Consider the following 24,787-nt stretch of genomic DNA (forward strand, 5'->3'; position numbering starts at 1 on the left):
TACGCAATGCTCGTCTCAGTTTGCAATGATCTGTTACTGAATTGATCCAAATCCACCTCCCGGAGTTCAAGCCGATTGCGCCGTGATCATTGGCGCTCGCGGCCACGCCTGTTGTTGCAATTCAATCCAGGCATTCAAGTTGGCCCCGACCATGCCTTTACGCCACATCAGCCAAGTGGTGGCGCTGGCAAACGGCTCGGCCAGCGGATGCACCGTCACCCGCTCGCGGCCCGGCAGGCTGGCCAGCATCGACTCGGACATCAACGCCACGCCGGATCCGGCGATCACACACGCCAGCATCCCCTGGTAAGACTCGATTTCCATCGCCCGGCCCATGGTCGCGTGATCATGGGCAAACCAGGCTTCCAAGCGCATCCGGTACGAGCAGCCACGGCGGAACGTGAACACCGCGCGGCCCTGCACATCCAGCGCACTGCGCACCGGCGGGTGATCGGCCTCGGTGATCAGCACCAACCGTTCGTCGCACAGCGGCACGCCATCCAGCCCCGCCAGCTCCAGCGGGCCGTCCACCAACGCCGCATCGAGCCGATTGGTGAGCAGGCCTTCAAACAGTTCACCACTGGGCCCCGACTGCACTTGCAGATTCACCGCTGGATACCTCCGGTGATACGCCGCCAGCAGGTCCGGCAAATGCGTCGCCGCCGTGCTGTACATCGTTCCCAGCAGGAAATCCCCGGCCGGCTGTCCGCCCTGCACCGCTGCGTGGGCTTCGTCGTGCAAGGCGAAGAGCTTGGTTGCATAGTCCAGCAGGACTTTTCCTGCCGGTGACAACTGCAAGCGCTGACGCTCTCTTAGGAAAAGGTCTACGCCCAACTGCTCTTCGAGCTGCTTAAGCCGGGTCGACAGGTTCGAGGGCACCCGGTGCAAGCGCTCCGCAGCCCGGGTGATCGAACCTTCCTCGGCCACGGCCTGGAAAATCCTTAACTGGCTGAACTCCACGACCTTCTCCAAAAAAGAACAAGTTACTCACTATTATTCATTTTTAATGAAAGTCAATCAGTCCTAGCCTGACGGTCATTCGCCCCGACACCCGGAGAACGACCATGTCACCATTAATTCGCCTGCTTGGCAGTTTCATCGCCCTGATGATGGCCATGGGTATCGGCCGCTTCGCCCTCACACCGCAGTTACCTCATTTGATCGGCGAAGGTCAGGTCGACTTGACCGCCGCCGGTCTGATTGCCGCCGCCAACTACCTGGGTTATTTCCTCGGCGCGCTGGACGCCATGTTCGCCCGGCGCCCGGAACAGGTGCGGCGGCGGTTGCTCGGCGGCCTATGGCTGTGCGTGCTCCTGACCCTGGCGTCGTTCTGGGCATGGGGCTTCTGGCCGCACCTGGCATTGCGCTTCGGCACCGGCGTGGCGAGCGCCTGGGTGATGGTGATGATCACCGCCCTGAGCCAACCCTTGGCTGCGGCGACGGGACGGCCGCGGCTCGGCGCCCTGGTGTTTGCCGGCCCTGGGTTGGGGATTTTCCTGACAGGTTTGTTGGCGTTGGGCTCGAACCTGCTGGACCAGACCTCCGCAACCCTGTGGCTGGCGTACGCCGGCGTAGCGCTGGCGATGTTGCTGGTGATTCTGCCGATCCTGCCGCAACCCGCCGCAACCGCGACCGTTGTCGCGCCAGTCACCTCCTCGCCGAATCGTGGCATCGCTCGATTGGGCGTGGTGTATGCCTTGTACGGCGTGGGCTACATCATTCCGGCCACGTTCCTGTCACAAATGGCCTCGGCGCAGTTCCACGGACAATGGCTGGCGGACCTGTTCTGGCCCTGCTTCGGCCTGGCCGCCGCCATCGGCGTGTTGCTGGTCAGCTTGCGGCGGCCGAACCCGAACAGCACCGGTCGCTGGCTGATCGGTACGCTCTGGCTGCAAGCCGCCGGGGTGTTTGCCTGCCTGCTGGGCAGTGGGCCGGGGCTGGCGCTGGGGGTGATCCTATGTGGTGCGCCATTCCTGGCCTGCATGCAGCTGGTGATGCTGCGCTCCCGGGAACTGGCCCCCCACGCCACCCAGCGCAACGCCGGCCTGCTGACCGCCTGCTTTGCCGTGGGTCAGCTCAGCGGGCCGTTGCTGGCAGCGCTGAGCAGTCATTTCAGCGGCGGCCTGCAACCGGCGCTGATCATTGCCGGCAGCGGCCTGCTGTTGGCTGGCGGCCTGTTGTTGCGGCCCGCCAGCCGGGGCGCGGTGGGCCCTTGCGCCCAGACCGCCCTGCGTTGATCAGGCCTGGCCGGCCGGACTGAACGCTTTGCTCGATTGCGCGGTCGGCTCTCGTAGGGCCAAGGCGAAATACAACACCCCGCCGAGGAAACAACCGGTGAACCAGGCGAAGTTGGCCATCGGTTGCAGCAGCGGCGTGAAGGTGATTGCCACACCCATCAAGGTCGCCGGGATCAGCGCCTTGACCGCTGTCCAGTTGATACCGCCGCTGTAGTAATAGCGTCCGCTCGGCCCGTCATTGAACAGCGCATCGACGTCAATCTGCTGTTTTTTGATCAGGTAGTAATCCACCAGCAGGATCCCGAACAGCGGGCCGATGAACGCCGCCAGCACGTCCAGGGTGTAGTGGATCACTTCGGGGTTGTTGAACAGGTTCCACGGCGTGATGAAAATCGACGCCACCGCCGCAATCATGCCACCGGCGCGCCAACTGATCTTGCTCGGCGCGACGTTGGCAAAGTCGAACGCCGGGGACACAAAGTTGGCGACAATGTTGATGCCAATGGTGGCGGTCACGAAGGCAAAGGCACCCAGCAGGACGGCCACGTCGTTGTCGATGCGCGCCACGGTGGCAATCGGGTCGTGGAGCATTTCACCGAACACCGGCAAGGTCCCGGAAACAATCACCACGGTGACCAGGGAAAACGCCAGGAAATTCACCGGCAGCCCCCAGAAATTGCCCCGGCGCACGTCAGACATGCTCCGGCAGTAACGGCTGAAATCACCGAAATTCAGGGTGGGCCCGGAAAAGTACGACACCACCAGGGCCGTCGCCACGATCACTTGTCCGAACGCTTGCCAGCCAGACAACGACTTTTCCGCCAGGGTGAAGCTGATGTTGCTCCAACCGGCCTTCCACACGATCCAACCGGCCAACAGGAACATTACGGCATACACCACCGGTCCGGCCCAGTCGATGAAACGCCGGATCGACTCCATGCCGGTCCAGAACACCAGCGCCTGGACGAACCATAAGCTGAGGAAACCGAACCAGCCCAGGTAGGACAAACCGGCAAAATGCGGCGTCGCGTAGACTTCCATCGAAGGAAAAAACCGCAGCACCACGATGATCAGCGCACTGGACGCCAGGTACGTCTGAATCCCGTACCAGGCTACGGCGATCAAGCCGCGAATGACCGCTGGAATATTCGCCCCGAACACGCCGAACGCCAGCCTGCAAATAACGGGATAAGGCACTGCCGCCTGTTGGCTCGGCCTGGCGACCAGGTTGGCGATCAACTGCACGATGCAGATCCCGCCGAGCAACGCGATCAGCACCTGCCAACTCGCCAGGCCCAAGGCGAACAGGCTGGCGGCGAACACATAGCCGCCGACGCTGTGCACATCACTCATCCAGAACGCGAAGATGTTGTACCAATTCCATTTCTGCGGCAGCGGGCCCAGGTCCTGGTTATAGAGGCGGGGGCTGTAGCCGTTGGGCAATTGCTCGGACATTGCGGGGCTCCTTTTGAGTACCGCCGTGCCCCCGTATCGACCTGCTCACCATACTGCGCACGGGAGCCGGCATGGTTTGTATACGCGTTGCTACGCAGAATGCGTGCCATAGGCGTGGAATGTTAGACAAACCGGGGTGTGGAGCGGGGGTTAAGGTCGAGCAGGAGCAGGCATGCGCCCACGAACAGGGCGTGAATGCATGCTAAAGGTGCAGGAGTTTGTATACAGAGATGAGCACCCGTGGCGAGGGAGCTTGCTCCCGCTGGGCTGCGAAGCAGCCCCAAAAATGATTTTTAACCACAGTACGTCAGGAAGAACGCCGGGGCCCGCTGCGCAGGCCAGCGGGAGCAAGCTCCCTCGCCACAAGGTCACGAGCCACTGGATCATTGATCACAAGGTTCACAAGCCCCGGATTCTGCGTTCGAATCAGCTCAATTCAATGCGATCCGCATGAATGACAATCTGCCCATTCTTGTACAGCGCGCCAATGGCCTTCTTGAAGTTGCCCTTGCTCACGCCGAACAGGCTGCTGATCAGCGCCGGGTCGCTCTTGTCGCTGACCGCCAGGGTGCCGTTGTTCTCACGCAACTTGGCGAGGATCTTGGCGTTGAGGCTGGTGGCGGCCTCCTGGCCAACGGGCTGCAGGCTCAGGCTGATCTTGCCGTCCGGACGGATTTCCTTGATGAAGCCCTTTTCCTGTTTGCCGGCGCGCATGAACTTGAAGATTTCGTTCTTGTGGATCAGGCCCCAGTGCTTGTTATTGATGATCGCCTTGAACCCCATGTCGGTGGCTTCGGCGACCAGCAAATCCACTTCCTGGCCCGGCGTGTAGTTGGCCGGGGTCTTGTCCAGATAACGATCCAGGCGCGCCGTGGCGGTGATGCGGCGGGTGTGCTTGTCGAGGTAGACGTGCACCACGCAGTATTCGCCGGCGGTCATCTGGCGCTTTTCTTCGGAATACGGCAGCAACAGGTCCTTGGGCAGGCCCCAGTCCAGGAACACGCCGATGCTGTTGATCTCAACCACTTTCAGGCTGGCGAATTCACCGACCTGGACCTTGGGTTTTTCCGTGGTAGCGATCAGTTTGTCGTCGCTGTCCAGATAAATGAAAACATTGAGCCAATCTTCATCTTCGCTGGGAATATCCTTGGGAATATATCGATTGGGCAGCAGGATTTCGCCGTCCGCACCACCGTCCAGATATAAACCGAAGTTAGTGTGTTTAACCACTTGCAAACTGTTGTAGCGCCCGACTAAAGCCATTTCCAATACCCTCATTGCGTGGGCGCATTCTACCCGGTTTTACGGTGCGATTCGTGGTCGCCGGCACGGTTTGCCGACAAGGCCCGGCACAACCCTTGATTTTCCTGGGTTTTCACCCGGGCACGGCCATTCGTCAGGCGAGCGGCGGTGCGTACCGCTTGCCATCGGCACACTATTTTTCGCACGGTTGTTATTTAAAACAGGGGCTTAGGGCAGTAATTGACGGATAACCGCGTATTATTCCCGTCACGCCGATGATAATTCAGAAGGATATTTGCCAAGCAATTGTCAAGTATTTCCTGTACGATGCCTGGCCCAATTAATTATCTACAGGTTAATGGCCGTCATGCGCGTAAAAGCATCCAACAGCAAAGCAAAGCCAGCTCCAGCCGTTGAAACCAGCGAGTCGATCAACGACCAGATCGCTGCGTTCCTCAAGTCCGGCGGCGAGATCCAGCAAATTGCCAAAGGCGTCAGCGGCCAGACATTCGGCCCGTCCAAGCAGATCAGCCTGGGCAAGAAGTAACCTGCGCGTCACCTGGTCCCAAAGCGCTTTGAGCTTCGAAGCGCTTGGACTGGAACCTTTCCCGCCCCTTCCATTTCCCAAAAATCGACGAACGGCCTTCGCTGCCGAGTATTCGCCGGTATGCTTGCACCTCTCTAGCCCAAGCGTTTCAGCTTAGTTCCTGCTCCTCGCTATTTCATGGAGTGAAGCATGCGCATCCCTATTGTCCTGCTGATGATCAGCCTACTGTCCTGTTCTCTCGCTCATGGGCAGGTGTTCCAGCGCGAACTCGGCGACTTCGACCTCAAACTCGGCACCACTCCCAGCCGCAGCATGGCCCAGGGCCTGGTCACGCCGTCGAGCACCGGTTCGTTCCATGGTGGCCTTGACCTGAGCCACGACAGCGGCTGGTACGTCGGCCAGTGGTCCCCCAGCGCCGGCCTGACATCGTCCGCCAACCTTGAGGTCGATTCCTACATAGGCTTTAAACAACCCTTCGACCAGACCCTGGGCTACGAAGTCGGCCTGATCCACTACAGCTACCCCACCGTCGATACCCTCGACAGCCAGGAGTTCTATGGCGGCCTGACCGTGCTGGGCAGCCGCTTCGGCGCGGCCCTGAGCAACGATCCGGACAAGCAGAACAGCACGTTATTTGCGGATCTGGGCGGCAATGTGCCGTTCGGCATTGGCATCAGCGCCAAATACACCACCCACCAACTCAATACGCCGGTCTCGGTCGAGAACGGTTCTGTAGGCAGTTTCAGCGACTGGTCATTGAAAATTTCCCGCCCCTGGATGGGCATCGACCTGGACCTGATCTACAGCGACTCAAGCCTCAGCGGCAGCAGCTGCTCGGCGTACTCCGGCCACAACAGCGAATGCGACAGCCTGCTGACCCTCAAGATGGCCCATCCTTTTTACTAAGCGTTACGCATTAATCAGCTGAACTGCTGCGCGCCTGCCATGCTCAAACAAAGCACTTACGCATTCGCAAGGACTCGCTCATGTCGCGCTGGTTAACACGCACCGCCATGTTCATCGCCATGCTCTTCATGCTCACCGCTTGCAGCCGCGTCGGGCTGGCGTACCGCAACCTCGACCTGATCATCCCCTGGACCCTCAACGACTACCTGGACATCAAAGGCGAGCAAAAAGACTGGTTCAACGAACGCCTCAAGGACCACCTGACCTGGCACTGCACCACCCAGTTGCCCGGTTACCTCGACTGGCTGGATCGCCTCAAGACCATGGTGCAGACCAACCAGGTCACCGACGAAGCGCTACAACAGCGCACCCGGGAAGCCAAGGCCGCCATCGCCGAAACCGCCCGGGCAATCACCCCCTCGGCCATCGAACTGCTGCAAGGCCTGAGCGACGACCAGGTTGCCGACATGGACGCCGCCTTCGTCAAGGACCAGCGTAAACGCCAGCAGCAATACCTCAAGCCGACGCTGCAGGAGCAGATCCAGCAACGCAGCGAACGCATGGTCAAACGCCTGGACGACTGGCTCGGCCCGCTCAACGACGCCCAGCGCCAACGGGTGATGGCCTGGTCCACCGCCCTCGGCGACCAGAACCAGCAATGGATCGCCAACCGCGCCCACTGGCAAAACCAGTTCAGCGAAGCCGTGGCCCAACGCCACAGCCCGGACTTCCCCAAACGCATCGAGCAGTTACTCGTCGACCGCGAAAGCCTCTGGACTCCAGCCTACCGCGAGGCCTTCAGCAAAACCGAAGCCCAGGCCCGCAGCCTGCTGGTGGACCTCATGGCCGAAAGCACCCCGCCCCAGCGCGAACAGCTGTTGAAGAAAATCGACGGGGTGAAGAAAGATTTCACTGATTTGAAGTGCCTGAAGGCAGCACAGCCCTGAGACCAGCAAAAATCCAATGTGGAGTGAAAAACAAATGTGGGAGCGGGCTTGCTCGCGAAGGCGGTGCATCAGTCAACATAATCATTAATGGCCCACCGCCTTCGCGAGCAAGCCCGCTCCCACAAAAATCTGCTCTCGGCGCTAGGCAATCTGCGCCTTCGAAGCCACTTCATCAAACGTAAACTCATCCAGCGCGTCTTCCTGCTCATCCAACACCTCGCGTGGATGATCATTGCCCGGAATGCTGCTGTCGATCAGGCTCAACAAACTTGAGCCACGCGGCGTCAGAATAAAATTCTCACCGTTGCCACCCTGATCCTCGGGCCGCGGCTCGATATAGCCACGCTCCAGAAGTAACTTTTCATACTCCCCGGCGACTGCTTTCAAATGATCGAGGTTCTCGATTTCCCCGCCTTCAGCCGCTTTCGCCGCCGCGTACTCCTCCGCATAAACCCGAGGAGCAAAACTGTGGCCAGCGCCGTTCTGCACTTCGTGCAACAACCGTTCGATCAAGTCCCAGTTATAAGTCGTCATCCTGGTCCATCCTCTAAAGAGTGAGATGCCTACCTAGGTTGTGACCGAGGCGCCACGCCACCGTTCAGCCGGGTTGGCGGACGGCCCATCCCGCCAGCCGACCAACGGCCTGTCGAATTTACCCCAGGCCAAACGACCAATGAGTGAAGCGCCGACTTGAGCAACTGCCTACAGGAGAAATCACCATGAACGTAGAGAATCATCCAGTCGTCTCGCGGGAAGAATGGCTCGCCGCCCGTCGCCAGCACCTGGCCCACGAAAAAGCCTTCACCCGCGAACGGGACAAACTCAGCGCCGAACGCCGCACCCTGCCCTGGGTCAAAATCGACAAACCCTACCGCTTCCAAGGCCCCCACGGCGAACTAAGCCTGGCCGACCTGTTCGGCGGCCGCAGCCAACTGATCATCTACCACTTCATGTTCGGCCCCGGCTGGGCAGAAGGCTGCCAGGGCTGCTCCTTCCTCTCCGACCACATCGACGGCGCCAACCAACACCTGGCCCACCACGACGTGGCCGTGGTCGCCGTCTCCCGCGCGCCCTTCGCCGAATTCCAACCGTTCAAACGCCGCATGGGCTGGGCCTTCGACTGGGTCTCGTCGGAAGGCTGCGACTTCAACTACGACTTCGGCGTCAGCTTCGAAGCCGAAGACACCGCCGCTGGAAAAACCACCTACAACTACGAAAAAACCGACACCACCGAAGGCGAACTCCCCGGCCTGAGCGTCTTCTATCGCAACGAAGCCGGCGACATCTTCCACACCTACTCCACCTACGCCCGTGGCCTCGACATCCTGGTCAGCACCTACAACTACCTCGACCTCACGCCCAAGGGCCGCAACGAAGACGAAATCATGGACTGGGTGCGGCACCACGATAAATACGAAGAGGCCAAGCCGCGTGGTTGCTGCCATAGCTGATACGTCAGCCCGTCCAGTCGAGCGCGATCCCCGTGGCGAGGGCGCTTGCTCCCGCTCGACTGCGCAGCAGTCGCTTGCTTTAAGCCGACAAATACCAGGCTAAACGTCCTACATGAAGCTCGGAAAGCGGTGTCTTGCGGCAGTGGAGCAGGCCAGCCTATAGTCCCTCGTCGCCCAAAAAGGCGATTCGGGTTTGGCGACTCGATTACAGAGAATGCGAAAGCTACCAGCTGATTGCAGGTACCGACGCACCCGCAAAGCCGCTATATTCCACGGCGGCTGTGCGCGGGAGATCTTCGGATCTGCCGGTTTTCTCTGTAACCGGTTCGCCAACCTGCGCACAGCCACCACCCAATCGTTTGGCGACGACTGAGTGATGGCTTTCAGCCAATCAAACAGAGATCTTCAAAATGAATCGATACATGCCCATCACTGGCATCGACTGCGTCCCCGCAACGTTGCTCATCGATACCGAAGCCCCGCTCGATGTTCTCTTCGAAACCGCCGACTACCGCATCCGCACCGTGACTCAACTGCTGGAAAACATCGCCTTCCGCTCGGATATCAGCTCCGATACGGTAGTGCTTTCGGACTTTTGTAAGATGCTGACGATATCGCTTCGCGATGGATGTGATGTGCTGGATGTGATTGGGAGGCGGCTGCGAGCACAAGCTGCTGAATAACGAAAACGGGCGACCTTTGGGTCGCCCGTTTTTCACATACACGGAGAGCAAAATGATTGAGATCTTTACAGAATTTGACCCCGCAGAATATCTCAGCACACCAGAGGCCATTGCGGAGTTCATGAGAGATGCCCGGGAAACCGACGATGCAAGCTACATCGCCAAAGCGATGGAAGTATTCGCACGCGCCAAAGAAATGACCGAACTGTCCAGGGGATGAATCACACGAAAGCGGGCTTTCCTACTTGCAAAAAACAATATACTGGCGAGCAACTCGCAGATCAGGATCTCTTGGGTACAAACAAGTTTTATATCTAAAACCCACACAGTTATGTGCTCTGCCCCTGAATTACCGTAGACCAAGGTCAGCCTTCTTCATTTTTTTCAGATATATCAGCTGGTTAGCAGTTAAGTAACTGCCATTCAAATCCCCTTTTTTCCCCGCATTTTTTCGTCCTGTCCCCGGTTCTCGTCCAGAAAGACGGCAAAAAGTGTGCACATCGGATGCAAAAGCAGCGACGCTAGGCCGGTGTCAGATCACATCTAAGCTTCTACAACTAACAAGAGACATTCAAACCGCAAGCAGAGATAAAATCGCCTATCGGTATATCAAGAAAGCTACTCTCCCCAGCGGAAAGAACATCTTGCAATTTGACAATGCCTTTTTCAAAGTCCAAAGAAACTTCAAAGCAATTAAACTCGAACTCCCTGAACAGAACGCTCTTTGAGCACATTCGCTCATCCAAGGCATTTTTCAAAATAGAGCGAACACTGTCGTCCAACTCTTGGGCGACAAATCGTTCTATTAGTGTGTAGCCATTGCTCATAACCACTCCTAACTAATACGGGAATGCAGTCTGAATCACACCATCCCGAACATTTATTTTGATTATCGATGTTGGAGCGCCTGAGACGTTTGTTCCAATCACCTTACCTGCATTGTACTCAACAACGTGTCCACCTGGGCCATTAGGAGTTACCTTCCCATATCTCAGTGCGTTATCAACATAACTAGAGATATCCTTAACAGATGTTCCTTGCGAGAACTTACTAACATTCGCAAATCCTGAGTCAGGTCCATGGCGATAGAATACATGCTCAATACCTGTCATCAAACCGCCTTTGTTATAAGTGCTCGCGCTCCACGATGCATCTATTTGTCTTGGGGCTGGTAATGCCTTGATCGTGTCATCTACAACAGCCCCAATTTCTTTTTTACCATTGTTCACTAGCTCATAGGCATTTTTCAACCTTGATTCGACCGCCTGTACACTATTCCTAACACTGCTACCAGACCCCACCGCCGCACCGCCCATCAACGCTAGTCGATCCAGTGTCGGCGCCCAATCCCCAATCACCTCCGTCAAATACTCGACGACCTTCAATGATCGACTAACGAGAATAGCCTTATAGACTTCACACGTATCGTTCTGACAGGGCATTGCCAAAATCGAATCCACAGAATCCATCACCCGATCACGCGTTTCCTGCGCACGCATCGACCCTGCGATTTCCTCTGCGTATGCAATATTGGCCAAGCTGTCTTCGTTATACTTCCCCTCCTCCCAGCGTTTTTTGGTGCAAGCATCATCGGTACCGCACCCGCTCATATCCTTCACGAACAGTTTTCTTTCACCATGCTCCAGATAGTTGAATTTGGTAGCCTGCTGCGCAACCCATGCCGCAACGGCTTGATCCTTGTCAGATCCACCCGCCGCCGCGGCAACCGTTAAACCAATCAACTGCAAAAAAAAAGGGACAGATTTATTTCCTACCAGATTTATTTCCTACAATTCCCCCTAGGCCGGCCCTGCCCTCGCTGCTCTATCCGTACACCAACAATCCGCTCTACCTCGTCCACAAAACGGCTCGTCCCCGTCAACTGGCCTCGCTGCAAAGCATCTCTAATCAATCCGATCTCAGCCGCTGGAACGGCTTGGCGTACGAACGCCTCATACCGACGACAACGCTCCGCAGTTGTATTACCCAGAGCAACAAAGCATGGATCAGCATCCAGCCAATGGCCGTCTGGCACATTACCTACCCGGGCTCGATAACTCGACCATGGGTAATCCGCAGCATCAGCCACCATACGAGCCCGTACAGGATTCAGCTCGATGTAACGGCAACAGGCAAGCAAGTAAGAATCCGACTGCACCACACTGGATTTGTAACGGCTTTCCCATAAAGTGCCTGAGCGCCCCTCCAACCGATTGCGGTAGCGCGTCGCACGTGCCGCCAGAGCCTTCATCAACTGCCCCAACCCAGCGACCGACTCCCCCGGAGCCAGCAACAGATGAACATGATTGGTCATCAGGCAATAGGCGTAGACCTTTACGCCAAATGCATCCTTAAGTTCACGCAGGTCCGTGAGGTAGCGTTGATAATCCTCGGCGACGGCAAACACCACCTGACGGTTATGACCGCGTTGTACGATATGGTGTGGATAATTCGGTAAAACAATACGTCCCATCCTGGGCATATGTGATTCCTCCTCCGTGGAAGCTTTCAGCGTAGCAAAAAATCAAAAAATAAATCTGTCCCCTTTTTCTCCAGCCCCCTTTTTCTCAAACAAGTTTTATATCTAAAACCCACACAGCTATGTCAGCGGTCTGCCCCTGAATTACCGTAGACCAAGGTCAGCCTTCTTCATTTTTTCAGATATATCAGCTGGTTAGCAGTTAAGTAAGTGCCATTCAAATCTGTCCCCTTTTTCCTTCCATTTTTCCTCGCCCCTTTTTCCTTAAGAAATTACGTCAAGACGACCACAGAAGAAGCGAATACAATCCCCTACATCAATATCCTTTGAAAGTACATCATCCAACTCAATAGCAATTGACCCTGCTACCACTAACCGTTGTTTGAGATCTACAACCTTAGCTAGAATTTCGTGCGAAAAGCCGTCATCTAAACGCCGCATAAACTGAGCACCTGAATACTCTTTCACAACACCTTTAATCGAGATGGCAAGCAGGGGCTCATGCAGACTGTCTCCCACCTGTATATTGCAAGGGTGAGAAAAAGCCACACACTCAACTTTATCACCACTGATTGTCAGCAGCGCTTCTTGCGCATCTTTGGAGATCCATTCGCACCATTTCACTATCATCTTGATAATCCTAAGCTAGGAGCTTTTCTTGCCAACTCACTTACCGTCTTAACATGAAAAGTAGTTATCTTACCAGTACTCCTATCAAGCCCCACAAACCCATACTTCGCACTCCCCTCACCGCCTATCAACCTTACATAACCATTCATCTCAGGCACAAAGGTACCATTTTTAATTACATGATTTGCATCATCCAAATAATTTTTCAGGTTATAAGAGGTTCGACCAAAGGCACTCATCAACTCTGAAGCATGTTTTTCAAAATGCCGTACGGCCTCATCGCCCTTGAAAAATTTCGTGGCTGGAGCGTGAGTTATAAGTTTAGGACCATCATCGGGAATAGCGTTTCCTCCCGTCGTTTTATTTGGCTCGATCTCTTTAATCGGATGGGTATAAGGCATCCCCGCCTCAGCATCCGGGCCCCCAAGCGGCGTACTGCCGTTCTTGCCCGTAGAAGCTCCCGTACGTATAGCCTTGGCCTCCGTAAACTTATCCAAAGCCGCCTGAACCCTAGGCGAAATCCCTCCTTCGCCAGCACCGGTACCACGCGCGCCGCCGGAGGTCGATATGACCAGCGCAGCCACGCTTGTTGCGTTTTCCCACGTGTCAGTAACCTTCGCCAAGTTCGTCAGGTCGTTCAACGCACGCTCAGTCAGGGTGTCCTTGTATTGCGTACAAGTCACCGTCGTGCAATTGAGGTCATTCAGTGCGGTCAGCCCGCCCTGGATCGAGGTCAGCAAGGATTTCGCAAATGCACCACTGACGGCCTTCTCCGACCAATCGGTGATTTGGTCACTGATCTCTTGGTACTTACCCCCATCCCACGTGTTCTTCTGACAAGTCTCGCTGCTACCACAGGCATTTATGTCCCCGACAAAGTCACTCATGTCATGGTGGTTGAGGTTGTTGTACTGGGTCGCATTGCCGGCCACATACGAGCCGGTCTGCAGACTATTCGCATCGTCTCCAGCCACGGCGGCAGCGGCCACTACGCCAAGCAGTTGCGAGGCCATCAGCATCAGGTGGTCGCGATACTCCGGACTCATCTGAGCCGACATCCGTCGCAACTGGTTAGCGAACGTCTCATTCACTCCCGCCGCCATCGCACCGACAACAAAGTCGCTGCCCGATGCTTCGGCGATCATGCCGCCTACCAAGGCGTGCAGGCCGATCTTCTCCGGACTGCCAGTCTTCAGGCCGAGGTTACCTACCTGGTCAAAGGAATAAGCCGCCAAGGTGTTGTAGACGGCCGACTGCAGGATGCCCGCTAACGTAACGTCCCGACCGAAAGCTTTGGCGATCGCAGCAGCAGATGCGTTGTTGATCAGTTGCTGACCCGCAAAATGGCTGACGGCTTCGATCGAACTTAAGTCAATCACCGTCTTGCCATTGACCTGCTTGGTCATGGTCATATCGCCTAGATAATTCTTAGCAACATGGGCTGTGACGGCCGCGATCGCCGCGTCGGTAAGGCCGTCTTTGCTGACCACCGCTTTCAACCCGGCCCCCAGGTCGCCCTCGTTGTTGATGGTCGCGACCGTGCCGGTGGTCGCCAGACTGGCGGCGCCTGCCAAGGTTGCACCGCTCAGGCCGGCACCAGCAGGGCCGAGCAGAACCGTCATCAAAATGGCGACTATCATCTGCGCGGCAGGCCCCATACCGGAGTTCGCGTATTTGAAGCTGGTATGGATCTCCTGTACTTGCCGCCAGTCAACACCACCCTGCGCATCAAGCTCCTTGAGCCACGCCAGTTTTGGATCCGCCTTGGCCATCGCATCGATGGATTCGCTAACCGTCTGCTTATTGACCTGCAGCACGTCCGCATGAATCTTGCCCACCGCGCTGATGACCAAGTCGCCTTGAGCGGTCAGTTCGCTTTGGCGTAGCGTCTCATCGGTTCGGCCCTTGCCCTTCATGCTGAACCAGGCGGCGCTGGATTTGCTTTTCTCGTGACTCTCCTGATGCAGGTCCTTGACGCCCTCGAAGGCAATCGAGCCGCCGCTTTGCAAAGTCAGGTCATTGCCACTGTTCAGCTTGGCTACCTGATAATGCTGATCCTCACCGGAAACCAGTGTCAGATCGCCCCCCGTGTAAATCTCACTCCCCACATGGGTCACCTTGGTCAACTCATCACGCCGACTCTGTTTTTTCCCCCAACTGCCCTTCTTCTTTTTCTCATACAACGAATAGTCGCTGTCCTGTGCGGCCAGAAGCGCCAGGTTTTCTCCAGCCACCAGATAAGCTTCGTCACCGGCGTTGATACGGCTGGAGATCAGCGCCATATCTTTTCCAGCATCCAACTTCACGTCACCACCAGCACTAATAGCGCTGCCGATCTGTTTGACGTGGTCCTCTTGGGCCGTGACCTTTTTCGACTTGTAGTAAGAGTGGGTTTCGTTGGCGCCGGAGGAGATCATCATGTTCTCATCGGCGGCCAAGGCGACATTGCGATCGGCACTGATCTGGCTCGCGATAGCGTTGAAGTCTCGACCTGCGTTCACAGTGACATCGCGACCCGCATCCACCTCCGAGCCCAGTTGGGTGATCGAACTTCTGCGGGTACCACCGGTGTTGGAGGTCTGTTGCTGCGCAGAGACGATATTCACATCCCGCCCTGCATCGATCTGCGTGTCGCGCCCGCTGACCATGACGCTGCCAACGTTGTTGACGTCTCGACCGACGCCCATGGTCAGGTCGTTGGCCGCCTCGATACGCGAGGCGTTATCCGCGTAGTCCTGCCGCTGGGTGTAACCTCTGTTGCTGACACTCGCGGTGGTCAACGTGCGTTCGTTGATTATGTCGCCAACAAGCGCATTCATACTGACGTCACGCCCGGCGATGATGCCGCCGGATTTATTGACGATGTCGTTGCCGGCCAACAGGTCGAGACGGTTGCCGGCTTCAATCAATCCGCTGTTGGTCAGGTTCTCGCCAGCGGATGCGGAGAGGTTTTTCGTAGCCCGAAGCGTGCCGGCATTTTCCAGATCCTTACCGGCAATCAACGTAACGTTCTGCCCGGCAATCAACGCACCATTAGGTGCCAGACGATTATTGGCCTGGGCCATATACAGCACCGGCACCAGCACCTTTTCGCCGTTCACTTCGTGCTCTTCAAGCCAGACGATGTCGTGGGTCAGGGCGGCGACTTGTTGGGCGGTGAGGGTGACGCCTACCGACAAGTTGAGGGCGTCCTTGCTGGCGATGGCGTTGTTCATCAGGTACGTGAACATCGCCTCGTCGGAGGTCTGGCCGTCGATGAAGCGTTGGCCGGTACGGGCGACGACGGCCTGTTGGATGAGTCGTTGTTCGAACAGGCCGTCACCCAACCGCTTGGCGCTGGTGTCCGCGTCGTAGCCGAGTTTCGTCAGCAGATAATCCGAGCTGGTGAATGACTTGAGGTTGGTAAGGACCGGGTTGGTTTCGATCAGGTATTTTTGCGGTTTGGAAGCCACGGTTGTGCTGGGTAGCCCCGTGACCCGCGCCACCGTTTGACCGGTGACAGGCACTGGCGCGCTTACCGAGGCGTCGGTTGGGCGACTGACGCCAATTGGCGGCGTGCCCGAAGTGTCCAGCGCAATGTCGGGGCCACGGGTGATGGTGCCATCGAGGCTATGCCCTGGCAGTTGCGGCGTGCCTGTGGATGAGTCCGTTGGGGCGGTGACCTGAATGGCGGACGCGCCGGCGGTGACGCCGCCGCTGTCACGATTCAACAACTGCACCTGTCGTTCGGCGGCGGAAACCTGGGTGACATCGGCGATCTCGATGTCGCGCACATTGGCGACCGGCGCGGCGGTGGATCGATTCGATTCACTCACGCTGGCGCCGCCGATTGTCCAGTTCTGCGACACGACCGGGGTCTGGGAGGCTGACGCGTCGCTGGCGCCCTGCCCACTCAGCCGGAACAGGCCGTTTTGCCCGGTGGGGAGGCTGAAGCCGGGGAGTGTCAGGGGGTTTATTTGTTGTTGGGCCAAGTCCGGTGGGAGTTGGCTGTTCAGGGTCACGACCGTGGTTTTGCCTGATCCTGCGGCGGCGGTTGTGGTGTTGCGGGACGACGTTGTGATGCCGGTGGAGAATGGGCGCTCCACGCCGTTGGTGATTTTGTTTGTTGCGGTAATGGAGACGTTGCCGCCGGCTTGGATGATTGATCCTTGTAGCCACGAATCGACGACTGGCCGCCCAGGCTCATGCGCTGCGGGCTGAACAGCACGTCTTCGCTGCGCTGGCCGGTCATCAGGCTGCTGAAGCTGAAGGACTCGCCCCACACCTGGAACGGTTGCAGGTAGCTGGCGGTGGCGGTGTATTTGCGGTAGCGGGCATCGGCCTGGCCGGGACCCGGATCGTTGTCGTCCTGGGCATCGAAGGCGCCGATCCCCTCTTGCATGCCCAAGTCGAGGTTGACGAAAGCATTGCCAACCCGCCGGCCATGGTTGATGCCGAATTGCGCTTCGCTGAGCCGATTACTGCTCACCGCCAGCTTGCTGTCTTCGATGAAGTTGTTGGTGCGCAGGTACGCCAGGCCCGTATTGAGGGAGGTCTTGCTCAAGGCGTCGCGGTAGATCACCCGCTCGACCCGCACCTGGTGATTCTGGCTGTCGCCGGTCTGCTTGAAGTTGAAACCGTTGGCCGGGATCTGCGAGCGGTATTCGCTCTGGCTGTAGGTGTAACTGACGTTCCACCAACCCCAGGGCAGGTTGTAATAAAGCATGGCGTTGTTGGAGGTATGCTGGTGGTCGGTCATCGCGTCATGACCACCGCGCAACATCAACTGATCGGCCAGGCCCAGCGGGCTGTCCCATTCGAAACTGCTGCCCCACTGCTGCTCGCCGGTGCTGCGCTGGCCATCGTTGCTGCGCGACAGGCCGGCGCGCCAAGGCTTTTTCGGTTCATTGGTGACCCGCACTTCACTGCCACCGACGTTCTGCCCTGGCGTCAATTCCATTTTTGCCTGGTTCGACGGCAGGCGATTGAGCTGATCGACCATCTGCTCGATCTCCCGCAGGTTGACCAACTCGCCGGTCGCGCCGGGAAAAGCCATCGCCAACTCACGGTCCGATAGCTGGCTGGTCTCGGCCCCCTTGAGGCCTTCGAGCCGCCCTTCCACCACCAATACGCTCAGGTGCCCGCCGGACAGATCCTGCTGCGGCAGATAGGCGCGGCTGGTGACCAAGCCCTTTTCGATGTAATGGTCAGTGATGACTTTGAGCAGTTCGTTAAGCTGCGGAACGCCCAGGCATTGGCCGATGTAGGGCTTGAGCAATTGCGCGCGCTCGCCGGCGGAAAGGCTGTCGGCGCCCTTGAGTTCGATGGTCTTGATGGGGAAGCAACGGGTATCGGCAGGTGCGCTCGGCTGGGTCGGCTTCGCCTCCTGGCCGGGCAAATCCTTGAGTTCTTCCAGACGACGGCGCTGCTCTTCGAGCAAGCGATTCTGGCGCTCACGGATCAGGTCCGTGTCGCCAGGCGTGGGGGCGGCGTGAGCCAGGGTGAATGGAGAAAGGCACAGCAAAGCCAGGCACAACCTCGCCCAAAAGGCGGGTGAGGACATGTTCGATCCCTCGAGCGGAAAGTGACATCAAAATAGTGGCGCGATATTAATGAGCCATCATTTTGACGTCAACTAAATGGGTTTGGCTTTGAGGCTATTCCTAGAACCATTCATCTGAAATCAGATGGCTGCGGTACGGGGCATTGGTAACGCCGATTGGCCTGGGCACACCCGTTACTCGATAAACGTCGCGAATTGAGGCTGCGGGAAGGAGGACCGAATTTGCTTTTGTGGCGAATTCAGGATGGGCTTCATAAAAAACCGGACTCAAGGTCCGGTTCTTTATTAAAGCGCTAGGCATCTGCCTCAGAAAGCAGGGATATCCTGCTTGGCAGAGATTTGACGACTACTTGCTTGCCTCCTCAACGGCTGCCGCATTCTGAGGACCGAAAGAGTATTTCAGGGCCCGTGCCTTCGAGGTCCGCGGATCAGGTAAGCCTACGGTCTCCGGGCCCGCAAAGCCGGTGACGCCTTTGGCGAACGTGGGATTGATCGCATCGAACAAAAAGCTGAAGCCTTGTTTCAGCGAGCTCTGGGCGATGCCGTGACAGCCCATGCAGCCGCCCATGGTCAGGCTTTGAGTACTGTGGGCGTAGTCCGGCACCTTGATGTTCGGTTGGTTGCGCGCATTGGTCAGGGTGTTGTTATTCGGGATGGGGAACACGTTGCTTCCACGAAACAGCTGGATGCCCGGCTGGCTGCTTTCGACCATGATGTTGGCCAGATAGTAATCCGGGTCGGTTGAGGTGCTCGACGGGATGGCTTGCACCCCTTTGAGCCGATAGTGCTTCCAGACCGAATTGTCGAATTCGCGGCTGCCGTCCATGAGCTGCCTGACCTGGTCGTTCACCGCCTGGACTTCTGAATGGACGGTCAGCGGTTGCACGACCTTGATCGGGCCGGCTTGTCCTTCGGGGATCCCGTTGCTGCCGGAGTAGACCGGCGGATCAAGTTTCGCGTTTGCGACCAGTCCCTCCGTTGGCAGGGAAACCGTATAGGTCTTGTTGCCGTCAGAGAAGGTGGCGGTCGGCGGCGTGGCTGAATCGAGGCCGGGGTAATCGATCTTGTTGTAGTTGGCGATGTAGTAGAGCCCGGTCGGCGATTTACCGTCGGGCAACGTCAGGGCATCTTCGTGCTCGAATGTGGCGAAGATGAAGGTCGGGTAGTTGGCCGTCTTATGGATGATATGCAAGGCGACCAGTGCGTAGTCTTCGTTCTGCGCCTCCGGGTCAGTGTCGGTACCCTTATAGGTCACCACCGTCGCCGTATGGTAGCGCCCGCGATCCGGCACCGGAATGTCGGCCAGCTTGCGCCATGCCGCCTTTACCTCCACCGCGCCGTCGGGCAGCACAATATGATCCGGATAACGGGTCAGGCCTTTCGCATAGTTGTAAACGACGGGGTTGGCCTTGGCCTCGAACAGGATCTGGCTGTCGCTTGAAGGGGCATAGTCTCCCCGCGCATCTGTTGTCTTCGCCGCATTGGGCGGCTTAACCGGGAAGAAAATAGCGTTTTGTCCTATTTGGGTCGCCTCATCCAGATTGTTGTAAAGGGTAAAATCAGTGCCTGGCGCCATCCGTATCGGCTTCTTGAGGAACTGGGTATAGGTGTAGTTCGGATCAGAACCAAGCGAACGCGTAGGACCGCCAACGGGATTGAACCCTACCGCCGGAAACAACTCGCTGCGGTGGGCGAAGGTTTGCCACAACAAAGGGGTTGGAGACTGCGAGGCCTTGCCCGAATCGGCAAAGCTGCTGGCGGGATTACCCATGCCACGGCTAGCCGGTAACGGCGTCATGGCGGTGTTGTTCAGCGCAAAAAAACTCCGCCAGGCAAAGGTCGCATAGTCGGTATGGCTAAGGCCCGTCGCCAGGTCAGCAGGCAACTGCGGGTTGTCCCCTGTCAGATCGTTTGTGGTAATGCCGTAGGAAACGCCCAATCCCGATGGGCCGGTCAAACTGTCAGAGAAAAGCCTTGAATAATAGGGACTCCAGTTGACCCCATCGCTTGAACCAAAAGTGGTAGGGCCACTGCTGAGAAAAATGCGGTTACCGGTGATGGTTGCACGGTTCAGGAAAAGCTCGCTCTTTGCTAGGCCCGACAGTCTTTGTTCATCTCCCCAGTTACCGCCCCGGTCGTAACTGCGCACGGCAAAATTATTAAGATCATAAGAGTAATAGACCAACAGCTCACCGTTATAGACCACGGGCACCAGACTCAGCACTCTGAGAGCATTTGCAGTGAACCCAGGATTTTCCTTACTCCACAGCAAGCCATCGTCCGAGGTCACATAGTTAATCGTGTGATCGTCCTCCTCGCTATACAGGACAAATAATTTTCCGTTGTACACCACAGGACTGTTAGTAGCGGCGTCGCTGGAGACCGCAATAGGGTTAACATTGGACCAGGTTATGCCGTCCTCGGAACTGATGCTATTTATGTGCTTCTCGTCGGTAAAGGTCAGCACCAGCTTTTGCTGAAACACGGTCGCTGAGACATTACCCACGATGCCAGACACCGGAATGGGCTGTGGTGGGGACCAATTACTGCCCTGCGCCGAAGTGGAAAAATAGATAGCGGAATCACTATCGTTGGCCCAAAACATATAAATCTTGCCCTTGAACGATTGCACCGCGGGTGTAGCCAACCCTACCGAGGGAAATGGCACCATGCCCGACGAAGAAGGTATGGCGTTTGCGGCATCAGGGCTGTCAAACACATCAACTACGATCCCTTCATCGGGTCGCGACGTGGCGATGATCACACTTTCTGCATAAGCCGATGACACCGCGAACAAACCACACAGGCACAACATCAGCCGACTGAGTATCGCTCTAAGGCTCATAGATTTCATTCCTTGAATTAATAGCTATCGCAGCCCGTGGGCACGTCCTGACAGGCGTAGTTGTTCCATTGCTCGAATGCGAGCGGCACCGGGTGATCCAGAACTCATTGACTGCATTGCGTCAGACATATTGTTAGCCTCCTGGCTAATGAAGCACTTACGTCCTGTGTGAAGGAGCGACCCAGCATTGCAGGCATAGGGCTACCAGTCACTTTCTCCATGGTAGACGACGGTTTCATATCGGCTAGGGAAACCCTGAAAAAGACTTCAATCCGTGTCTGGGCCCATGCAGCGACGGAACGCCTGCCAGCGGCAGGCTAATGAACTTTCCACTCTGCACGGGCCTCAACCCATTACCTGCCCAACAAGGAATATGAGGCCCTGCCATGAAAACCCTCATCAAACTTACCCTCGCCGCCACCCTCACCTGCGCCCTGCCCGCCTGGGCCGCTTGTACACCTGAGGAAGCGACCATCAAGCGTGAACAACTGGCGGATAAAATCGCCAAGCTCACCGAACAGGATCCGTCCAAGGCCAAGGAGATGAATGACGAGTTGAAGGCTATGGATCTGGAAACATCCAGCAAGGAGGTGCCGGATAAGTGCCAATTGATCGATAAGCGCCTGCAGGAGCTGGAAGAGGCGCAGAGGAAAGCGGAGTGATCGCCGAGCGAGCACGGCCAGCTTTTGTGGCGAGGGAGCTTGCTCCCGCTGGGGTGCGAAGCGCCCCAAACCTGAGCGTCAACATCAGGGCTGATAAACAGTGACCCTCTCGGGGCTGCTGCGCAGCCCAGCGGGAGCAAGCTCCCTCGCCACAAGAGCCTGTTGTACGTAAGGCTGAGTAACAGCCCATAAAAAAACCGGACCCAAGGTCCGGTTCTTTTTAGCAAGCGCTAACGCAGCTTCACTCAGCCGCTGGTGTCTCTGGCTTGCGCCGCTTAAGCGGGGCCATGCCGTCCTTGCTGACCAGCGACGGGGCGTCGGACTTAGGGCGATTGGCGGTCTTGCGTTTGGTCGGGCCCTTGGCGCCGGCTTTTTTCTTGTCGCCCTTGGCGTCGACCTTTTTCTTCTTCACGCCAACGGCCTTGCCCGACGCCTTGACCTTCTTCGGTCCGCCGTAAGTACCTTTGACTTCCTTGATGGTGCGGCGCTCGAAGCTCTGCTTGAGGTAGCGCTCGATGCTCGACATCAGGTTCCAGTCGCCGTGGCAGATCAGCGAGATCGCCAGGCCGTCGTTGCCGGCACGGCCGGTACGACCGATGCGGTGCACGTACTCATCGCCACTGCGGGGCATGTCGAAGTTGATGACCATGTCCAGGCCATCCACGTCCAGGCCGCGGGCAGCGACGTCGGTGGCGACGAGGATCTTCACGCCGCCCTGCTTGAGGCGGTCGATGGCCAGCTTGCGGTCCTTCTGGTCCTTCTCGCCGTGCAGCACGAACGCCTTGTATTCTTGGGCCACCAGGCGGCCGTAGATGCGGTCGGCCATGGCCCGGGTGTTGGTGAACACGATGGCTTTTTCGTAGGTCTCGTTGGCCAGCAACCAGTTGACGATCTGCTCTTTGTGCTGGTTGTGGTCGGCGGTGATGATCTGCTGCCGGGTGGTGGAGTTCAGTTGGCTGACCGCGTTGAGCTGCAAGTGCTCGGGGTTGTTCAGCACCTTGGCGATCATCTCGCGCAGGCCCGAACCGCCGGTAGTCGCGGAGAACAGCATGGTCTGCTGGCGGTTGACGCACTCGTCCACCAGGCGCTGCACGTCTTCGGAAAAACCCATGTCCAGCATGCGGTCGGCTTCGTCCAGCACCAGCACTTCGACTTCCTTGAGGTCGAGATTGCCGGCGTTCAACTGCTCGATCATCCGCCCCGGCGTGCCGATCAGGATGTCCGGCACCTTGCGCAGCATGGCGGCCTGGACCTTGAAGTCTTCGCCGCCGGTGATCAGGCCGGACTTGATGAAGGTGAACTGCGAGAAGCGCTCCACTTCCTTCAAGGTCTGCTGGGCCAGTTCACGGGTCGGCAGCAGGATCAGGGTCTTGATGCTGACGCGGATCTTGGCCGGGCCGATCAGGCGGTTGAGGATCGGCAGCACGAACGCGGCGGTCTTGCCGCTGCCGGTTTGCGCCGTTACCCGCAGGTCACGCCCCTGGAGCGCGAGCGGAATAGCCGCTGCCTGCACCGGCGTTGGCTCGACAAATTTAAGCTCGGCCACGGCTTTGAGCAGGCGTTCGTGCAGGGCGAATTGGGAAAACACGGGTGCTACCTCGAAGAAATGCAAAAAAACAGCTGCATAGGGTAACGGTTTCGAGCGCGAAGGCCGAGTTTCTTTATACAAACGGCGGTAAATCAGTGCTTTTTTATCAGCCGATATTGCATCAACGGTCACTTGAGCGGGCTTAAATGCTCTAATCGCCCCGTCGCGTCTCTATAGAAGAATCGTTTCGTCCATGGACATCAAACAACTCTGGGTCAACATTCAAGACCTCTGGGGTGCCCTTGACCAGCACCCGCTCCTGCATTCCAGCCTCGCCCTGATGTTGCTGCTGGTCATCGCCCTGGTGCTCGGACGCGTGGCGCGCTACCTGATCCTGCACGCCGCCAAGTTGCTTGGGCGCCAGCCGGCCTTGCATTGGGTCAACGACCTGCGCCAGAACAAGGTCTTTCATCGCCTGGCGCAAATGACGCCGTCACTGATCATTCAATCCGGCCTGCACCTGGTGCCGGAACTGAGCAAGACCAGCATGATTTTCCTGGGTAATGTGGCCCTGGCGTTCACCATCCTGTTCATGGTGCTAAGCCTCAGTGCCCTGCTCAGCGCCCTGCTGGACGTCTACGCACGCACCGAACACGCGCGGACTCGCTCGATCAAAGGCTACGTGCAACTGACGAAGATGGTGCTGTATGTGTTTGGCGCGATCATCATCGTCGCCACGCTGATCGACCGCTCGCCACTGTTGCTGCTGTCGGGCCTGGGTGCGATGTCGGCGGTGATCCTGTTGGTCTACAAGGACACGCTGCTGTCGTTCGTCGCCAGCGTGCAGTTGACCAGTAACGACATGCTGCGGGTCGGCGACTGGATCGAGATGCCCCAGGTCGGCGCCGACGGTGATGTGGTGGACATCACGTTGCACACGGTCAAGGTGCAGAACTTCGACAAGACCATCGTCTCGATCCCCACCTGGCGCCTGATGTCCGAGTCGTTCAAGAACTGGCGCGGCATGCAGCAGTCCGGTGGGCGACGGATCAAGCGAAGCCTGTTCATCGACGCGAGCGGCGTGCGTTTCCTGCATGACGAGGAGGAACAACGCCTGACCCAGGTCCGCCTGCTGACCGACTACATCAGCCGCAAGCAGGCCGAGCTCAAGGCCTGGAACGAGGCCCAGGGCAACGTCGCGGCGATGTCGGCCAACCGCCGGCGGATGACCAATCTCGGCACCTTCCGCGCCTATGCCCTGGCCTATTTGAAGAGCCACCCGGAGATCCAGCCGAACATGACCTGCATGGTCCGGCAGATGCAGACCACCGCCCAGGGCATCCCGCTGGAAATCTACTGCTTCACCCGCACCACCGCGTGGGCGGACTACGAGCGGATCCAGGGGGACATTTTCGATTACCTGCTGGCGGTGATGCCGGAGTTCGGATTGAACCTGTACCAGCAGCCGAGCGGCACGGACCTGCGCTCGGGGCTGCTGCCGGCAGTGCTGGGGGCGAGTCACCTGCCGGAGCCGCAGAAGCAGGTGGTTTGACCTCAAACGGCATGCCCCTCAAACACTGGAGATCCCTTGTGGGAGCGAGCCTGCTCGCGAAAGCGGAGTGCCTGACGACTG

Annotated in this window: 19 protein-coding genes and 2 pseudogenes; 9 read left to right on the plus strand and 12 right to left on the minus strand. The window is 57.7% G+C overall.

Annotation, left to right across the window (positions count from 1 at the left end):
- Window positions 1-66: 66 nt before the first annotated feature.
- Window positions 67-960, minus strand: coding sequence for a putrescine utilization regulator PtrR (gene ptrR, locus M1D99_RS22300; protein WP_186704617.1), 894 nt, complete (start codon window positions 958-960; stop codon window positions 67-69).
- 104 nt (window positions 961-1,064) lie between these two features.
- Here ptrR and M1D99_RS22305 point away from each other — a divergent pair, with 104 nt between their 5' ends.
- Window positions 1,065-2,237 (plus strand): MFS transporter, encoded by a 1,173-nt coding sequence (locus tag M1D99_RS22305; protein ID WP_434571730.1) that lies wholly within the window; start codon window positions 1,065-1,067, stop codon window positions 2,235-2,237.
- On the opposite strand, the gene M1D99_RS22310 is transcribed toward M1D99_RS22305, so the two are convergent.
- Together M1D99_RS22310 and M1D99_RS22315 are read right to left on the minus strand one after the other, a co-directional pair.
- Window positions 2,238-3,692, minus strand: a complete 1,455-nt coding sequence (locus M1D99_RS22310; RefSeq protein ID WP_434571732.1) for an NCS1 family nucleobase:cation symporter-1 — start codon at window positions 3,690-3,692, stop codon at window positions 2,238-2,240.
- A gap of 426 nt (window positions 3,693-4,118) precedes the next feature.
- Window positions 4,119-4,955, minus strand: coding sequence for a CvfB family protein (locus M1D99_RS22315; protein ID WP_186704614.1), 837 nt, complete (start codon window positions 4,953-4,955; stop codon window positions 4,119-4,121).
- A gap of 337 nt (window positions 4,956-5,292) precedes the next feature.
- Between M1D99_RS22315 and M1D99_RS22320 the strand changes: the two genes are divergently transcribed.
- From M1D99_RS22320 to M1D99_RS22330, 3 genes are all read left to right on the plus strand, one after another.
- Window positions 5,293-5,481, plus strand: coding sequence for a hypothetical protein (locus M1D99_RS22320; RefSeq protein WP_018607615.1), 189 nt, complete (start codon window positions 5,293-5,295; stop codon window positions 5,479-5,481).
- Window positions 5,482-5,670: 189 nt separating this feature from the next.
- Window positions 5,671-6,387: a TorF family putative porin gene (locus M1D99_RS22325; protein WP_434571734.1), complete on the plus strand. Its 717-nt coding sequence runs from the start codon at window positions 5,671-5,673 to the stop codon at window positions 6,385-6,387.
- Between the two features lie 80 nt (window positions 6,388-6,467).
- Window positions 6,468-7,334, plus strand: a complete 867-nt coding sequence (locus M1D99_RS22330; RefSeq protein ID WP_458130785.1) for a DUF6279 family lipoprotein — start codon at window positions 6,468-6,470, stop codon at window positions 7,332-7,334.
- Window positions 7,335-7,475: 141 nt separating this feature from the next.
- Here M1D99_RS22330 and M1D99_RS22335 read toward each other — a convergent pair whose 3' ends face one another.
- Complete coding sequence (locus tag M1D99_RS22335) at window positions 7,476-7,868, minus strand: transcriptional regulator (protein ID WP_458130786.1); 393 nt, start codon at window positions 7,866-7,868, stop codon at window positions 7,476-7,478.
- 185 nt (window positions 7,869-8,053) lie between these two features.
- Between M1D99_RS22335 and M1D99_RS22340 the strand changes: the two genes are divergently transcribed.
- The 3 genes from M1D99_RS22340 (at window position 8,054) to M1D99_RS22350 (ending at window position 9,688) form a co-directional block, all read left to right on the plus strand.
- The gene (locus M1D99_RS22340) at window positions 8,054-8,785 is read left to right on the plus strand and encodes a DUF899 domain-containing protein (protein WP_458130787.1); all 732 of its coding nucleotides are present in this window, start codon (window positions 8,054-8,056) and stop codon (window positions 8,783-8,785) included.
- A gap of 410 nt (window positions 8,786-9,195) precedes the next feature.
- Window positions 9,196-9,468: a hypothetical protein gene (locus M1D99_RS22345; protein ID WP_458130788.1), complete on the plus strand. Its 273-nt coding sequence runs from the start codon at window positions 9,196-9,198 to the stop codon at window positions 9,466-9,468.
- 52 nt (window positions 9,469-9,520) lie between these two features.
- Window positions 9,521-9,688, plus strand: coding sequence for a hypothetical protein (locus M1D99_RS22350; protein WP_458130789.1), 168 nt, complete (start codon window positions 9,521-9,523; stop codon window positions 9,686-9,688).
- A 337-nt stretch (window positions 9,689-10,025) separates the two neighbouring features.
- Here the strand turns inward: M1D99_RS22350 and M1D99_RS22355 are convergent, their stop codons facing one another.
- The 7 genes and pseudogenes from M1D99_RS22355 to M1D99_RS22385 all read right to left on the minus strand — a co-directional run bounded on the left by M1D99_RS22355 (window position 10,026) and on the right by M1D99_RS22385 (window position 20,964).
- Complete coding sequence (locus M1D99_RS22355; RefSeq protein ID WP_458130790.1) at window positions 10,026-10,295, minus strand: hypothetical protein; 270 nt, start codon at window positions 10,293-10,295, stop codon at window positions 10,026-10,028.
- A 12-nt stretch (window positions 10,296-10,307) separates the two neighbouring features.
- The gene (locus M1D99_RS22360; RefSeq protein WP_458130791.1) at window positions 10,308-11,216 is read right to left on the minus strand and encodes a hypothetical protein; all 909 of its coding nucleotides are present in this window, start codon (window positions 11,214-11,216) and stop codon (window positions 10,308-10,310) included.
- A gap of 32 nt (window positions 11,217-11,248) precedes the next feature.
- Entirely contained in the window at window positions 11,249-11,950 is a 702-nt protein-coding gene (locus M1D99_RS22365) for a transposase (RefSeq protein WP_458130792.1), read from the minus strand.
- Between the two features lie 261 nt (window positions 11,951-12,211).
- Complete coding sequence (locus M1D99_RS22370) at window positions 12,212-12,577, minus strand: hypothetical protein (protein WP_458130793.1); 366 nt, start codon at window positions 12,575-12,577, stop codon at window positions 12,212-12,214.
- Window positions 12,574-16,572 (minus strand): annotated as a pseudogene (locus M1D99_RS22375) (hemagglutinin repeat-containing protein); the annotation flags it as partial. The gene M1D99_RS22370 and the pseudogene M1D99_RS22375, both read right to left, overlap by 4 nt.
- 143 nt (window positions 16,573-16,715) lie before the next feature.
- A pseudogene (locus M1D99_RS22380) lies at window positions 16,716-18,119 on the minus strand (ShlB/FhaC/HecB family hemolysin secretion/activation protein); the annotation flags it as partial.
- Window positions 18,120-18,465: 346 nt separating this feature from the next.
- Window positions 18,466-20,964 (minus strand): exo-alpha-sialidase, encoded by a 2,499-nt coding sequence (locus M1D99_RS22385; RefSeq protein ID WP_250962003.1) that lies wholly within the window; start codon window positions 20,962-20,964, stop codon window positions 18,466-18,468.
- 386 nt (window positions 20,965-21,350) lie between these two features.
- On the opposite strand from M1D99_RS22385, the gene M1D99_RS22390 reads away from it, so the two are divergent.
- Window positions 21,351-21,626 carry a hypothetical protein gene (locus tag M1D99_RS22390; RefSeq protein ID WP_186704603.1) on the plus strand — a complete coding sequence of 92 codons (276 nt, stop codon included), beginning with the start codon at window positions 21,351-21,353 and terminating at the stop codon, window positions 21,624-21,626.
- A gap of 241 nt (window positions 21,627-21,867) precedes the next feature.
- Here the strand turns inward: M1D99_RS22390 and M1D99_RS22395 are convergent, their stop codons facing one another.
- Window positions 21,868-23,214: a DEAD/DEAH box helicase gene (locus M1D99_RS22395; protein WP_434571749.1), complete on the minus strand. Its 1,347-nt coding sequence runs from the start codon at window positions 23,212-23,214 to the stop codon at window positions 21,868-21,870.
- 193 nt (window positions 23,215-23,407) lie between these two features.
- Here M1D99_RS22395 and M1D99_RS22400 point away from each other — a divergent pair, with 193 nt between their 5' ends.
- Window positions 23,408-24,706: a mechanosensitive ion channel family protein gene (locus tag M1D99_RS22400; protein ID WP_186704601.1), complete on the plus strand. Its 1,299-nt coding sequence runs from the start codon at window positions 23,408-23,410 to the stop codon at window positions 24,704-24,706.
- Window positions 24,707-24,787: the final 81 nt, after the last annotated feature.

Source organism: Pseudomonas sp. R3-41 (assembly GCF_054161485.1).

Coding starts and splice junctions, on each gene's coding strand:
- M1D99_RS22355 (WP_458130790.1), bottom strand. CDS start 10,295: ATGAGCAATGGCTACACACTAATAGAACGATTTGTCGCCCAAGAGTTG.
- M1D99_RS22325 (WP_434571734.1), top strand. CDS start 5,671: ATGCGCATCCCTATTGTCCTGCTGATGATCAGCCTACTGTCCTGTTCT.
- M1D99_RS22385 (WP_250962003.1), bottom strand. CDS start 20,964: ATGAGCCTTAGAGCGATACTCAGTCGGCTGATGTTGTGCCTGTGTGGT.
- M1D99_RS22330 (WP_458130785.1), top strand. CDS start 6,468: ATGTCGCGCTGGTTAACACGCACCGCCATGTTCATCGCCATGCTCTTC.
- M1D99_RS22315 (WP_186704614.1), bottom strand. CDS start 4,955: ATGGCTTTAGTCGGGCGCTACAACAGTTTGCAAGTGGTTAAACACACT.
- M1D99_RS22320 (WP_018607615.1), top strand. CDS start 5,293: ATGGCCGTCATGCGCGTAAAAGCATCCAACAGCAAAGCAAAGCCAGCT.
- M1D99_RS22370 (WP_458130793.1), bottom strand. CDS start 12,577: ATGATAGTGAAATGGTGCGAATGGATCTCCAAAGATGCGCAAGAAGCG.
- M1D99_RS22305 (WP_434571730.1), top strand. CDS start 1,065: ATGTCACCATTAATTCGCCTGCTTGGCAGTTTCATCGCCCTGATGATG.
- M1D99_RS22335 (WP_458130786.1), bottom strand. CDS start 7,868: ATGACGACTTATAACTGGGACTTGATCGAACGGTTGTTGCACGAAGTG.
- M1D99_RS22350 (WP_458130789.1), top strand. CDS start 9,521: ATGATTGAGATCTTTACAGAATTTGACCCCGCAGAATATCTCAGCACA.
- M1D99_RS22365 (WP_458130792.1), bottom strand. CDS start 11,950: ATGCCCAGGATGGGACGTATTGTTTTACCGAATTATCCACACCATATC.
- M1D99_RS22345 (WP_458130788.1), top strand. CDS start 9,196: ATGAATCGATACATGCCCATCACTGGCATCGACTGCGTCCCCGCAACG.
- M1D99_RS22310 (WP_434571732.1), bottom strand. CDS start 3,692: ATGTCCGAGCAATTGCCCAACGGCTACAGCCCCCGCCTCTATAACCAG.
- M1D99_RS22390 (WP_186704603.1), top strand. CDS start 21,351: ATGAAAACCCTCATCAAACTTACCCTCGCCGCCACCCTCACCTGCGCC.
- M1D99_RS22400 (WP_186704601.1), top strand. CDS start 23,408: ATGGACATCAAACAACTCTGGGTCAACATTCAAGACCTCTGGGGTGCC.
- M1D99_RS22340 (WP_458130787.1), top strand. CDS start 8,054: ATGAACGTAGAGAATCATCCAGTCGTCTCGCGGGAAGAATGGCTCGCC.